The 13,415-nt window shown below is 62.6% G+C and carries 11 protein-coding genes; 3 read left to right on the top strand and 8 right to left on the bottom strand.

Features of this window, described 5'->3' with window-relative positions; all coding sequences use genetic code 11:
- Positions 1–126: 126 nt before the first annotated feature.
- The 8 genes from coaE to AWB69_RS01710 all read right to left on the bottom strand — a co-directional run bounded on the left by coaE (position 127) and on the right by AWB69_RS01710 (position 9,986).
- The gene (gene coaE, locus AWB69_RS01675; protein WP_062081440.1) at positions 127–750 is read right to left on the bottom strand and encodes a dephospho-CoA kinase; all 624 of its coding nucleotides are present in this window, start codon (positions 748–750) and stop codon (positions 127–129) included.
- A 25-nt stretch (positions 751–775) separates the two neighbouring features.
- On the bottom strand, positions 776–1,699 hold the full coding sequence (locus tag AWB69_RS01680; RefSeq protein WP_062081442.1) for a prepilin peptidase: 924 nt from the start codon (positions 1,697–1,699) through the stop codon (positions 776–778).
- A gap of 39 nt (positions 1,700–1,738) precedes the next feature.
- Positions 1,739–2,950 (bottom strand): type II secretion system F family protein, encoded by a 1,212-nt coding sequence (locus AWB69_RS01685; RefSeq protein WP_062081445.1) that lies wholly within the window; start codon positions 2,948–2,950, stop codon positions 1,739–1,741.
- Positions 2,947–4,167 carry a GspE/PulE family protein gene (locus AWB69_RS01690; protein ID WP_082913228.1) on the bottom strand — a complete coding sequence of 407 codons (1,221 nt, stop codon included), beginning with the start codon at positions 4,165–4,167 and terminating at the stop codon, positions 2,947–2,949. Before AWB69_RS01690 ends, AWB69_RS01685 begins: the two co-directional genes overlap by 4 nt.
- Before the next feature lie 205 nt (positions 4,168–4,372).
- Entirely contained in the window at positions 4,373–5,662 is a 1,290-nt protein-coding gene (locus AWB69_RS01695; protein ID WP_062081449.1) for an HlyC/CorC family transporter, read from the bottom strand.
- A gap of 115 nt (positions 5,663–5,777) precedes the next feature.
- Positions 5,778–7,442, bottom strand: a complete 1,665-nt coding sequence (locus tag AWB69_RS01700; protein ID WP_062081452.1) for a tannase/feruloyl esterase family alpha/beta hydrolase — start codon at positions 7,440–7,442, stop codon at positions 5,778–5,780.
- A 179-nt stretch (positions 7,443–7,621) separates the two neighbouring features.
- On the bottom strand, positions 7,622–8,632 hold the full coding sequence (locus AWB69_RS01705; RefSeq protein ID WP_062081454.1) for a hypothetical protein: 1,011 nt from the start codon (positions 8,630–8,632) through the stop codon (positions 7,622–7,624).
- 1 nt (position 8,633) lies between these two features.
- Positions 8,634–9,986 (bottom strand): MFS transporter, encoded by a 1,353-nt coding sequence (locus AWB69_RS01710; protein ID WP_062081457.1) that lies wholly within the window; start codon positions 9,984–9,986, stop codon positions 8,634–8,636.
- 118 nt (positions 9,987–10,104) lie between these two features.
- Between AWB69_RS01710 and AWB69_RS01715 the strand changes: the two genes are divergently transcribed.
- The 3 genes from AWB69_RS01715 (at position 10,105) to AWB69_RS01725 (ending at position 13,383) form a co-directional block, all read left to right on the top strand.
- Positions 10,105–11,046, top strand: coding sequence for a LysR substrate-binding domain-containing protein (locus tag AWB69_RS01715; RefSeq protein ID WP_062081459.1), 942 nt, complete (start codon positions 10,105–10,107; stop codon positions 11,044–11,046).
- Positions 11,047–11,254: 208 nt separating this feature from the next.
- Positions 11,255–11,857 (top strand): cytochrome b, encoded by a 603-nt coding sequence (locus tag AWB69_RS01720; protein WP_062081461.1) that lies wholly within the window; start codon positions 11,255–11,257, stop codon positions 11,855–11,857.
- Positions 11,858–11,883: 26 nt separating this feature from the next.
- A complete protein-coding gene (locus AWB69_RS01725) occupies positions 11,884–13,383 on the top strand; it encodes a glycosyltransferase family 2 protein (protein ID WP_407923007.1) in 1,500 nt (499 codons plus the stop codon).
- The last annotated feature ends 32 nt before the right edge of the window (positions 13,384–13,415 follow it).

Below are 13,415 nucleotides of genomic sequence, written 5' to 3' on the forward strand. Positions count from 1 at the left end.
TCGATGGCAGAAAGTGAGGACATTCTAATGCCGCATCAAACCCCAGGCAAATCGACACGTTTAATCGCATCCGGCGCACATTTTCAGCGCCGTTCGTGACGAGTTCGAACGCGTTGCATGCACTTGCTAGGTACGCGGTTTGCTCGTGCCGGACGCCATTGCCACATAGCGTGCGTGCAGGGCGTCCACCTCGCGCTGCAGCGTTTCCAACGTGGCGGCAGAGTCATTGACGACGACGTCGTCGGCGGCTGCCAGACGTGCTTCACGCGTGGCCTGACGCGCGATGATGGCGAGCACCTGATCGCGTGTGAAGCCATTGCGCCGGATCACACGCTCGATTTGCGTGTCCACTGGGCAGTCGACTACGAGAATCCGCTCCACTTTGCTGGCGCGCTCGCCCGCTTCAATCAGCAACGGCACCACGACGATGTGATAGGACCCTTGTGCTGCATTGCGCTGGCGTTCGCTTTCGGCGCGGATCAGCGGATGCGTGATCGATTCGAGTTGAGCTTTAGCGGCGTTATCGGAGAAAACGCGCGTGCGCATCTTCACGCGATCCAGCGAACCGTCAGCGGCGACGTATTCCGGGCCGAACGTGCTTTCGATCAGCGGCATGGCGACGCCACCCGGTGCGGTGATCTGGTGCGCAATCAAGTCCGTATCGATGACGGGCACGCCACGCGCGGCGAACATGTCCGCCACCGTGGTCTTGCCGCTGCCGATCCCGCCGGTCAGGCCGATGCTGAACATCGCTCGACTCCCTTTTCGTCTGGGTTTATCCGCCGAACATGGCGTAAAGCGGCGTACCGAAAAATAACGTAATCACGCCGCCTGCCGCGAGAAACGGCCCGAACGGCAGCGGTTCTTCAAACCGCATCTTGCCGATACCCGTTGCCGCCAGGCCGAAGACGGCGCCGGCTACCGCCGACAACAGCACGACCTGCGGGAGCGCTTGCCAGCCAAGCCACGCACCGAGCGCGCCGAGCAGCTTGAAATCGCCGTAACCCATGCCTTCCACGCCGCGTACCAGCCTGAACAGCCAATACACGCACCAGAGAAACAGATAACCCGCGATCGCGCCGATCACCGCTTCGTGCAGCGGGACGAATGCCGTGTCGCCGAGATTGACGATCAGGCCGGCCCACAGCAGAGGCAATGTCAGCGTGTCGGGCAGATAGCGGGTATCGAAGTCGATCAGGCTCGCGGCCAGCAGCGTCGCGCATAAGCCGAACGCGGCAAGCGCGACCAGCGCGGGTCCGAACGCAAACAGCGAAAGGGCGGCAAACAGCGCGGTAGCCAGCTCCGTCAGTGGATAACGAGCGCTGACGCGCGCGTTGCACTTCGCGCAACGGCCACGCAGCAGTACATAACTCACGACCGGAATATTTTCCCACGCCCGCAACACGTGGCCGCAGTGGGGGCAGGCGCTGCGAGGGACGGCGAGGTTGTAAAGGGCGAGCGGCGTGGCGTCGGGTTTGCTGCCATCTGCATCGTCCTCCTTGACGACAGCGTTCTCCGCTCTCCACGCGCGTTCGAGCATGATCGGCAGGCGGTGCACGACCACCGTCAGGAAGCTGCCGATCACCAGCCCGAAAATGATCGCGAAACCATACTGCGCCGCGAGCGGCAAAGCGCCGAACGCGGAACCGTAAGCGTCGAGATAGCGGCCTGAAAACTCCGCCTGATACAAAGGCTGCATGGCTGTCCTGGGTTGAATTCGGCTGCGATGCTACACCACCTACACCACATTCCCGAGTTGAACGATCGGAAGATACATCGCGACGACGAGCCCGCCCACCAATGCACCGAGCACGACGATCACGACCGGTTCACACAGGCTCGCGAACGCACTCGTCTGTTCGTCTACCTGACGGTCGCCCAGTGTAGCGAGATCGAGCAGCATTGCGTCGAGCGAACCCGATTCCTCGGCCACGGCGATAGGCTGCACCACATCTGGCGGAAAGCAGCCGACCGCACGCATGGCGGCGGCGAGCCGCTCGCCGCTCCGAAGGCGCCGGGCGACCTCGACGGTGGCGGTATCGAAGATACGGTTACCGGTGGCGCTCGACAACGAATCGAATGCATCCGATAACGGCGTGGCCGCCGCCAGCAAGGTGCCTAGCGCGCGACTCCAGCGCGCCACCGCGAGAGCACGTAGCAGGGAGCCGGCGAGCGGCAATTTGAGCATGGCGCGATCAAACGCGCTTCGGGCTGCCGGGACGCGCGTTAAAAGCCGCTTGAGCGCGATGCCGGCAACCATGCAAAGGAGCGCGAACGGGCCGCTCCAGCGCGCGACGCCATCCGATAACGCGATCACGAACAAGGTCGGTGCCGGCAATTTAGCCCCGAAACCATCGAAGATAGTCTTGAAGGTCGGCACGACGCCAATCAGCAATCCTGCGGTGATGGCAAGCGACAACAACAGCACCGCCACCGGATAGGTCAGCGCAGCGCGCAGTTTCGCCCGTTGGGCACCGGCGCGGTCGCGGTCTTCGGCGAGCCGCGCGAGTACGACCGGCAACGCACCTGCCAGTTCGCCGACTGCAACCAGTTGGCAATACAGCGCGTTGAAGCAGGCCGGATGACGTGCGAGGGCTTCCGAGAATGCGACGCCCTGCGTGATATCGCGCGCAACTGATCCCACGATGCGTGGCAGGCCACCACGCGAAGGGGTGTCGGCGATGAGCTCCAGACACGGCGCGAGCGGCAAGCCGGCGCGCAGCAAGCCGGCGAGTTGGCGGGTGAATAGCGTGACGTCGGCGGCGCGCGCTTTGGGTGGCGGGGCCGAGCCGAGCGCGGTGATCTCGAGCACCGTGACACCGTCGCGCTTTAGTGCAGCACGCGCACTGGTTGAGTCCGCGGCTATTGTCCTGCCACGCTTGTCCGCGCCGTTTGCGTCAACGCCTCGCCAGCCAAAGCGCGTATCGAAGGACAGCCGGCTCACGTTCATGTGAGCTCCGTGGCGTCAGCGGCTTCCGCTACGCTCGTCATGCCTTCGCGTACTCTTGCGAACGCGGCGTCGCGCAGGCTCGGCATGCCCTCGCTTTGCGCTTGCCGGGTGACAGCGTGCGTGGCGGTACGTGCGACGATCAGTTCGCGTAGGGAGTCGGAGACGGGCATCAGTTGATGCACACCCACTCGCCCGCGATAACCAATGCCATGACACGCCGCGCAGCCACGCGGCTCATAGGGCCTGAAACCCGGCTCGAACTCCAGCTCCGAAGGCATGCGACACGCTTGGCAAAGACGCCGCACCAATCGCTGCGCCGTGACGAGCCTCAGCGCCGACGCCAGGTTGTACGGCGCAATGCCGATATCGATCAGTCTTGCGATGGCGGCGGGCGCGTCGTTCGTATGCAGCGTGGAGAGCACCAGATGGCCGGTTTGTGCTGCCTTCACGGCGACGTCGGCGGTTTCGGCGTCGCGGATCTCGCCCACCATGATCACGTCCGGATCCTGTCGCATGAATGCGCGCAGCGCGACTGCGAAAGTGAGGCCTGCCTTGTCGCGGACGCTGACCTGATTGATACCCGCAAGCTGGATCTCTGCCGGATCCTCGACTGAGCAGACGTTGCGCGACTCCGCGTTGAGCATCTGCAGAAAGCAGTACAGCGACAGGGTCTTGCCGCTTCCGGTGGGACCGGTGACCAGCACAAGTCCGTGCGGCGCGTGGATCGCGGCTTCTATGGTCTTCTGCTGGTCGGGGGTGAGTCCTAGCGCCGCCAGCGATAAATCAGCCGGCAGTGACTCCATCCGACGCAATACGAGTTTTTCACCGAACAGGACCGGCAGCGAATTTACGCGATAGTCCTCCGGGTTCCCGTTTGCCAGCGGCAACCGCAAACGCCCGTCTTGCGGCACGCGCCGCTCGGCAATGTCCATGCGCGCCAACACCTTGATACGCGTGGTGAATGCGTCGCGTAGATGATGCGGGGGTTTGAGAAAGACGTGCAGTGCGCCATCAATACGCAACCGGATGCGCCACTCATGTTCGCCCGGTTCCACGTGGATATCGGAGGCGCCGCGCGCCGCTGCTTCACGCAGGGTATCGGTGAGCAATGCGACGGCGGGTGCGCTGTCGGCGTCCGGGATTGCATCGGCCGGGCGAGCGGATAGCTGTGGTGGGGGCCGCGAAAACGTAACGGGGAGAGAGGACGGCATGGGCATGGCTCGGTGGACGCGATACCCCGATCTTGTGCCGCCCCGCGCCTCATTCCAACTCGGCCGAATGGCTAACGCATGCACCGCCGAAAAAGCTGGCCGAATGGCTAACGCGGCCCAATGGGTGATGCGCGGAGGCAAAAAGGGCCCAAGCTGATGCAACCCGAGGCCCTATTCGAGACCCGCCCCGCCCATGAACCGAACTTCGTCGCTAAGCCTGCTTTCTCAGCACCACGCCTTGTGGCCGGAATATCTTCACGGTACGTATTGCCTGATCGTCGCTGCGCATTACTTCAAAGTGCACGCCTGCAATACGCACGCTCACGTCGCCGTCCGGGATCTCTTCCAGCGTCTCGAGGATCAGGCCATTGAGGGTCTTCGGGCCGTCGGTGGGAAGCGACAGTTTCAGCCAGCGGTTCAGTTCGCGCAGCGGCATGCTCCCCGCCACAATGCATTCGCCTTCCTCGTTCCAGCCGCCACGCGAACCGGCCCCGCGTGGAATGGTTGTGGTGAACTCGCCGATCAATTCTTCAATGATGTCTTCCGGCGTCACCAGCCCTTGCAGCTCGCCGTATTCGTTCACCACAATCGCAATTCGATGCCTGCTTTCCTGAAAGAATTGCAGTTGCTGAAACACGGGCGTCCCGGCCGGAACGAAATACGGTTCGGCCAACAGCTCACGCAATGTCTCGCGTTCGAATTCCTGGTTATGCAGTGCCGAGAGCGTCTTTCTCACGTGCAGAACACCCAGCACGCGGTCGATGTCGCCTTGATATACCACCAGCTTGTTGTGATAGCAGGTCTCGAGCTGATGCAGGATGGTGTCGAAAGGGGCGTCGAAATCCAGCGCTTCAATCCGGCGGCGCGGGATCATCACGTCGTCAACGGTGATGTTCTCCAGGTCGAACAGGTTCAGCAATATGCTGCGGTGCTTGGTCGGCATGAAGTTGCCCGATTCCAGCACGATGGTGCGCAATTCTTCGGTGGAAAGCCGCTGGTCCCGGCCGCCTTTCGTATTGATATGCAGCACCCTCAGCACGCCGTTCGCAAACAGGTTGACGAACCAGACGAGCGGCCTCGCCACGCGCATCAACGGCGACAAGACCAGGCTGGCCGGGAGCGCGACCTTTTCCGGATAAGTCGCGCCGACAATCTTTGGTGCAATCTCCGCAAACACAATAATCAGGAACGCGACAACCCCGGTTGTCACCGACAACACCAGATTGTTATGGCCAAAAGTGTGCAGCGCGATGGACGTTGTGAGTACCGGAATGATCGTGTTGATCAGATTGTTGCCGATCAGGATCACGCTCAGCAGTTGATCGGTCTTGGCAAGCAGGCCCTGCGTGACGCGAGCACGCAGCGAACCCTTGGTGGCGAGGTGTTTCAGGCGATGGCGATTGAGCGCCATCATCGATGTTTCGGAAATCGAGAAGAATGCGGAGAGAAACAGCAGCAGGAAAATGGCGCAGATTTGCGCCCATAAGGGAATGTGGTCCACGCGCGATCTGGAAAGGGAGGATGGGAAAGACTATAGCAGAGCAGAAAGCGATTGCTTCTCTTGCTCGACAAGCCTTCCGGACAATGGTGCGACCCACCCGATCCTCCCCCGGCGATTACTGGCTACAACTGAAACTCGCTGCTGAATTGACGTCGCCGCCCGTGTATTTCGGCCAGGTCGGGTAACGGCACAACGGTCGCGTACGCCCGGCAGTTGCGGCTGTCGAGTCCGTGACGGTGAGCGTTTCCGGTGCCGTGCCGTTTTCTACCCACTGCTCTAGTGCACCGAGCGAATCGACTTGCGGCAGGAACGGTCCGGTGCCGTGGCCAACGCCGGGCATCAGGTAGAAGCGTACGAAGCTGTCAACCGAAGCCTGACCGAACTTCTGCACGAGTGCGCTGTAGTAGTCCACCGACGAATCCGTGCTGACGATTTCATCGGCGAGACCGTGGGTGATGATCGCTTTGCCTCCCTTCGCGATGAACGCCGAGAGGTCGGCGTTGGTCGCATCGCTTTCGGCGGAGACTTGCTGGACTTGCGCCTGGTAAGTGCCCGGATTCAGCGGATCGAAGGTGAGCGAATTGAACGTAGGGATACGCGTGATGAAGTACTTCACCCACTGGTCACCCGTGACCCACTGGTTCGCGTCGTTCTTGCCGGCGGGGTTGGCTGGTGTTGGCGAAGTGCCAAAGTTGCGTGTGGTGTACGGGCCCGCGAACACGGAGCCGGCGAGAATGTTGTACCCGGCGTAACGCGTGACGCCGTTCGCGAGCGGATAGGGCAGCAGCATCGGCGAAGCAATGGTGTTCACGGTTGCGATCTGGGCGTCGGAAAGACAGGTGTCTCCCGTGTCCTTGCCGGCCGGGCAGCGCAGGGCGGCGAGCACGGCGGGCGCCTGGAGCTTGCACGCCGCAACGTTCGAGATGATGCCGTCGGCCACGCCGTCGAGCGTATCGCAGGCTTTCATCACGGCATTTTCCAGAAGTACGGTCTTGTTCACGTCGAGCCAGCCTGCGCCGTTATTCAGATAAAGCGCGCGGCCAAGCACGACGTTGGAAAGCCGCAGACCCGTGTAGTTCAGAGCGGGCCGGTTCACGACAATGCCGTCATAGTCGGCGGGCCATCGCTGGATCACGGTGAGGCCGTCGCGGCCGCCGGTCGAGCTGCCGAAGAAATAGGTTTTCGTGGGCGCGGCGCCGTAACGGGCCTTGAGCAACAGCATGGCGACGTCGTGGGTTTTTTTCAGCGTCAGGCCACCGTAGTTGGCGAGCGCTTCATCGTTCGCGGCGAACGAGCCGTCGGTGATGCTTTTGCTCTGGTGACCGGAGTCATCGCCGAAGGTCACATAGCCGCGAGCAAGCGGTGTCGACGAACCGGCCGGCGCCATGTCGAGCGCGGCAAGGCCGTTGATGAGCGTGCCGTCGAAACCGCCGCCGCCGTATTGCAGCGCCTTTTTGTTCCACGCCGTGGGCAAATTGACTTCGAAATTGATGTTCGGCGCGGTTGCATCGACGGGCGCAATGGTGCCGTTCACCTGGCAATACTCGCCGGACGTGCTCGACGCCGCGACCAGCGTTGCGCTCGCTACTGTGGCGCCGTTGCTGGGCGCACCAATCGACGCCGCCGCGATCTTCGTCCCGCCGAGCGCTGTGCACGCGGCGACGGACGAAACCGGCGGCGTGGGGGGCGTGCTGTCGTTGTTCGACGACGAACCGCCGCAACCGGCCAGCGTCGCGAAGACAAGGGATACGCCGCAAGCGGCGATGGTGTTGTTAATCATGCTGTCTCCAAATGTTTATTAACTGCTGCCTGCATCGAAAAAACGACCCAAACGACCCAAACGACCCAGCCAAACGCTGGCCGATAAACAGAAAAAGAAACCAACGTCGCAGCGTTCAGGCGACAACAGTCCCGTCGCGGAGGCAACGTTCTTTGATGTTGTGGTGAGTCGCGCTGTGTCTAGTCCGTCGCGCCGGCAGTCGATGAATCGACCACGTTTGCGAGCCGTTCCACGCCAAACAACGCTCGCACGCCTTCGCTCGAACCGAGCATCGCGGCGCCGTTGTGGCCTACGCCGGCGACTTCCCAGCACCGATGTCCGAGCGCCGGGTGGCGTGCCTTGAGGTACGAAAAATAAGAACGCCCGCGCGCGAGCCGATGGGGTCCTTGCGCTTGTGCTGCACACGAACGGTCGAGCGCGTCGTGGTGTGGATCGCAATCCTGCTGGCCGAGCAGATAAACAACGTCACTAGCCGCGTAGCGTGTTTCGAGCCTATCGAACGACGCGGACTCCGCGTAGCGCGGCACGCGCCGCACGCCGTACTTCCAGTCATCCACGCCGGGGCACGCGGTGGTATCGGCGGGACGCAGAACACCGTCCGCGCAGGGCCGGATCGAATCGAAGTACACGTACGACGATGGGTTCGCGATCACGTACCGGCACTGCACGCCGGGCACGTTGCGCGCAGCACGCACTATCGCGTACCGGTGCGCGACCTGTGCGCCACCCGAATGCCCGGCGATCACAACTTCGCGCAGAGCCGGATAACGCGCAAGATCCGCGAATTGCTCGATGAATGCATCGAGGACATCGAAGGAGCTAAGCTGCGCGGGACCGAGCGCGTCGTCGCCGCCCATCCATGAGGTCCATTCCCAGTGCAGCATATCGGCCGGCAAGCGGTGCGCGGGAATATCCGCGGTGGCCAGGAATTGCGGCACGAGCAGCAGCGTACGGGCGGGATCGGTCGATGCCGCCGCCAGCGCGCGTTGCGCCGAGAGCAGGTAGGCATCGGCATCGCGCAAACGGCCATGCAGCAGGATCACGATTCGCGAAACATCCGCTGCATCGCGTTCTTCTATCGACCGGTAAAACGGCACCATGCCCGCGCCGCGCGGCGTAACCACGCGCAGCCGTTCATTGCCGACGGCGCTCACCGGACGCTCATTGCGAGCTTTATGGGAGGAGTTCATCTCAATCCAGCGGGAGCGCACCGGGATCGCGGCGCAGACGTCGTCCGGAACGGGTCAGCCCAACCAGCGCAAGCGAGACGAAGCCCGCGAAGATCAGGTAATACGCCGGCACGATATTCGATCCGGTGACGGTGATCAGCGTGGAGACAGTCAGCGGCGCGAGGCCTCCGAACAGCGTCACCGCGATGTTGTATGAGAGGGCGACACCGGTGGACCGCGTGGCGGTGGGGAACAACTGCGTGAGCATGCCGGGATGGGGTCCGGACATCAGGCTCAGCACCACGGTTGCGACCATTTGCGCGGCGAAAACGCGGCCCGGCGTGGGGGACGCGAGCACCCATGCGAACAGCGGATACGCGATCACGACCCAGACAATCGTTACCGGAAAGAACAACCGGTACGCGCCGATCCGGTCCGCCAGTTTCCCCGCGAGTGGATAACCCACTATGGAGACCAGCCCCGACACCGCCGTGCCGAACAACGCGTTCTTGAGCGGCAAGTGCAACTGGCGCTCGACATACAGCGGCATGAACGTGTGCCACAGGTAATTCGTCGCCGTGCCGACGATGATCACGCCCATCGCGCACAACGACGCGTCGCCGCGTTGCCGGAAAAAGCCGCGAATGGTCTGGCGCGGCGCGTGACCGAGCCGTTCGCGCAACTGCACGAATTCGGGCGATTCGGCGACTTTGTGGCGGATATAAAACCCCACCGGCCCGACGAGCGCGCCTACCAGGAACGGCACGCGCCAGCCCCACGATTCAAGCGACGCCCGATCCAGATTCGATGTCAGGAAATAACCGAACGCCGACGAGAGCACGAGCGCCACCGCCTGCGACGTCATCTGGAAGCTGCCGAAGTACATTTTCTTGCCGTGCGGCGCGTATTCCGTGAGCATCGCGGCGGCCGTGGCGAACTCTCCGCCAACGGATAAACCTTGCATGACGCGTGCAAGCAGCACAAGCAAAGGCGCGGCGACACCGATGCTGGAATAGCCGGGCGTCAGGCCCATCAACAAGGTGCTGGCGGCCATCAGCAGGATGAGCATGGAGAGAGTCTTGCGGCGCCCGACGCGATCCGCATACGCGCCGATCGCTATCCCGCCGAGCGGTCGCACGATAAACCCGACCGCAAACGTGCCGAGCGTCAGCGCGGTTGAAAGCGCCGTGTTGCCGACCGGGAAAAACACGTGCGCGATGATCTTCGCGAAGTAACCGTAGATCAGGAAATCGAACCATTCCAGCCCGTTGCCGATCACCGAAGCCAGCACGGCGCGGCGAATCTGCGACTTGCTGAGCGACGCCAACGACGGTGGCGGATGGTCGGCCGCGTTGGGCGGGAAGGTGGTTTCCATACGTCTCCTGATCCGTGCATTTATGTGTATTTGAATCGAAGAGTACGAAACGGGATGGCAAATGTAAAATACATATCGGATGGCATCGCCATATCTGTCACATATGTGAGGCCTGTCGATGGAACTGCGTCACCTGCGGTACTTCCTCACCGTCGCCGAAGAGCGCCAGTTCACGCGGGCGGCGGCGCGGCTGCATATCCAGCAGCCGCCTCTGTCGCAGCAGATTCAGGAGCTTGAACGCGAGCTGGGGTTCGCACTTTTCACGCGCTTGCCGCGTGGGGTGGAACTGACATCGGCGGGAGCGGCGTTTGAGGTTGATGCCCGCGCCGTGCTCGACGCGCTCGACCAAGGCGTGGTTAACGCCCGGCGGGTGGCGAATGGCCAGCTCGGCTCCGTGCGGATCGCACTGACGAGTTCGGCGGCATTCCATCCGCTCGCCACCGCCGTGATCCGCCGTTTTCGCGCGACGCATCCGGATATCGCCATCGACCTGAACGAGATCAATGCCGCCGACATCATCGAACGGATGATGAATGGACGCGTCGATGCGGGCATCCTGCGCAAGCCTATCGAGACGCCTGCCGAATTGCGCTTCGACCTGCTGCACGAAGAGCGCATGGTGCTCGTGCTGCCGGTCGGGCACGCGCTGCTGCCGGCGAAAGGCGTGCGCCCGGGCAAACAACTGCGCGTACCGCTGAAGTCGCTCGCCGGGGAGTCGTTTATCTTTGTGCGGCGGCCTGGCGCGCCGGGCATGTACGCCGATTTCATCCGCGCTTGCGAGGCGGCGGGATTCAAGCCGGAAGTGGTAAGTGAGGTGCCGCGCATGCTGAGCGCCATCAACCTGGTGGCGGCGGGCGGCGGCATTACGCTCGTGCCGGCCTCCATGCAGCGATACCAGCAGGAAAGCGTGGTGTATTGCGCTGTCTCCGGTGACGAGGCGTTCTCCGCGCCGCTCCACCTTGTCACGCGCCGCGACGCGGCGAATCCGGCTGCGCTGCGATTCGCGCAAGCGGTACTGGCGTTTGCATCGCCGGACGCGCAAGGCGCCAAGGGCGCCTGAAGCCACTTGAAGCCGCCGATATCTTTCAACGCCTTACCTGACAAACCCTCTACAAACGTAAGTTCGCGTTTTCCCGCAGAATCAATGGAATAAACCGGCGCCACGGTGCGTTTGGATCGTGTCGTCTGCAAACATCGCGCTTGAATAATCCCGGCGCGGCAGGGCGCAGAACTATCCAGCCGATCCCCATTTTTCGCACGGAGTTTCAATGTCCACGCATGCCGCCAACCTGGCGTCAGAACCGCCACAAACCGAGATGCCGTTGCGCTATACGCGTACCGCGATGGTCCTGCACTGGCTCATTGCGTTGCTGATCATCTGCAACGTTGTGCTGGGACTGACGGCGGAATCGTTCCCCGATTCATGGGTGCGTCCGATCGTCGATACCCATAAGTCCATCGGCATTACCGTTCTCGGCCTGGTGCTGCTGCGCATCCTGTGGCGTGTTTCGCATCGGCCCCCGCCGTTGCCGAAGGCATTTCCGAAGTGGGAACACATGGCCGCTCACATCGCGCACTTTCTGCTCTATCTGCTGATGATCGGTTTGCCGTTGTCCGGCTGGCTGCACGACTCGGCGTGGAAAGACGCCGCCACTCATCCGATGCATCTGTTCGGCGTGATTCCGTGGCCGCGTGTGGGGTTTGTGATGCACCTCGATCCGGTGCTGAAGGAATCGTTGCATGATCGTTTCGGCGCGTTGCATGCGTGGCTGGGTTACGCGCTGTACGCACTTTTAGCGATGCATGTGGGCGGCGCGCTCAAGCATCAATGGATCGACAAGAAGTCGGTGATCACGCGGATGGTGCCGTGATGGATGTGAAACTTCACGCCGTCCCCATGCGAACGAAAAAGACCGCACCCCAGTCAACCCAATCGGATCCGCTTTTGACGCGCTCACTGGAAGAGGCGCTCGCGCAGGCTTCGCCGCGCCTGGCGCCGCGTCCGGTCACGCTCGCGAGCGTGCTGATTCACGGCGGCGTGCTCGTGCTGTGGCTCGTGCTGTTCGCCCGCGCGTTTTTCCTGCACGGCGTGGTGGCATGGTCGACCGGCATCGCCTACGTGGTCTACGACACCTTGCTGCTAATGTTTGTCGCGGCGAAATCGTGGACACTCGTCAGGCCACCCAAGCCGCTTGATCGCAAGCAGCGCGAACGCGGATTGCCGAAGCTCGGCGTGATAGTGGCGTCGCATAATGAAGCGGCGGTGCTGCCCAACACGCTTGCGAAATTGCTCGGGCAAACGCATGGCGCGGCGCAAATCGTGATCGCCGACGATGGTTCTTCCGACGGCACCGCCGAGCTTCTCACGCAGCGCTTCGGCCTTGTCGCGCCGGCGGAGGGTGAGTTGAGCGCGGCGTCGACGTTGCATCCGACGCTCTTCTGGCTGCGCGTGGCGCATGGCGGCAAGGCGCGTGCGCTGAACGTGGCGATTGAAAAGATCAGTACGCCGATAGTGATGACCGTCGATGCCGATACGCGTCTGGCCGACGACGCCGTCCTCGCGATGCGCAGCGCGTTTGCATCTCGGCCGAATCTGGTTGCAGCGGCGGGCATCCTGGTTCCGGTGTGCAGCAAAACGATCAGCGGGCGCTTTTTCCAGTGGTTCCAGACGTACGAGTACATCCGCAATTTCATCGCGCGGTTTGCGTGGATGCGCGCCGATAGCCTGCTGCTGATCTCCGGCGCGTTCGCCTCGTTTCGCCGCGAAGCTTTGTTGGCCGTCGGCGGTTTCGATCCGCAATGCCTGGTGGAGGACTACGAGCTGATTCACCGGCTTCGCCGTCATGCCGTCGATCACGGTCTGGATTGGGACGTGCGGGTAGTCGGCAACGCGCACGCAATCACGGACGCGCCCAGTTCGTTCAGCGGTTTCATGCGGCAGCGGCGGCGCTGGTTTGCGGGCTTTTTGCAGACGCAATACTGGAATCGCGATATGACCGGCAACCGGCGTTACGGCACGCTCGGTTTGCTGATGCTGCCCGTGAAGGCGTTCGATACCGTGCAGCCTATCTACGGCTTGACGGCGTTTGCGTTGCTGCTGGGGTTTATCGTGGAGCGGCGCGGCGCAGTCGTCCTGCCAATTTTCAGCGTGATCGGCGCGAAGATTCTTATCGATTTCGCGTTCCATTTGTGGACCGTGCATTTGTACCGGCGCTGGACGGGAGACACGGCCGGGTCGAGCCTGTGGATGGCGGTTGTGACGGCTGTCGTCGAGCCGTTCACGTTCCAGTTGCTGCGCCATACGGGCGCGGCGCTGGGCTGGATCGACTTTCTCGGCGGTTCACGTGCATGGCGCGTGCAGACGAGGGCGGGGCTCGCGGCGGCGGACGAGGCCTGAGAAGGCATACGCCGCGGTGCGTTGATGGACGA

This window comes from Caballeronia udeis, assembly GCF_001544555.2.
Lineage (GTDB): Bacteria > Pseudomonadota > Gammaproteobacteria > Burkholderiales > Burkholderiaceae > Caballeronia > Caballeronia udeis.

Coding starts and splice junctions, on each gene's coding strand:
- coaE (WP_062081440.1), bottom strand. CDS start 750: ATGTTCAGCATCGGCCTGACCGGCGGGATCGGCAGCGGCAAGACCACG.
- AWB69_RS01680 (WP_062081442.1), bottom strand. CDS start 1,699: ATGCAGCCTTTGTATCAGGCGGAGTTTTCAGGCCGCTATCTCGACGCT.
- AWB69_RS01690 (WP_082913228.1), bottom strand. CDS start 4,167: ATGCCCATGCCGTCCTCTCTCCCCGTTACGTTTTCGCGGCCCCCACCA.
- AWB69_RS01710 (WP_062081457.1), bottom strand. CDS start 9,986: ATGGAAACCACCTTCCCGCCCAACGCGGCCGACCATCCGCCACCGTCG.
- AWB69_RS01700 (WP_062081452.1), bottom strand. CDS start 7,442: ATGATTAACAACACCATCGCCGCTTGCGGCGTATCCCTTGTCTTCGCG.
- AWB69_RS01725 (WP_407923007.1), top strand. CDS start 11,884: ATGCGAACGAAAAAGACCGCACCCCAGTCAACCCAATCGGATCCGCTT.
- AWB69_RS01715 (WP_062081459.1), top strand. CDS start 10,105: ATGGAACTGCGTCACCTGCGGTACTTCCTCACCGTCGCCGAAGAGCGC.
- AWB69_RS01685 (WP_062081445.1), bottom strand. CDS start 2,950: ATGAACGTGAGCCGGCTGTCCTTCGATACGCGCTTTGGCTGGCGAGGC.
- AWB69_RS01705 (WP_062081454.1), bottom strand. CDS start 8,632: ATGAACTCCTCCCATAAAGCTCGCAATGAGCGTCCGGTGAGCGCCGTC.
- AWB69_RS01720 (WP_062081461.1), top strand. CDS start 11,255: ATGTCCACGCATGCCGCCAACCTGGCGTCAGAACCGCCACAAACCGAG.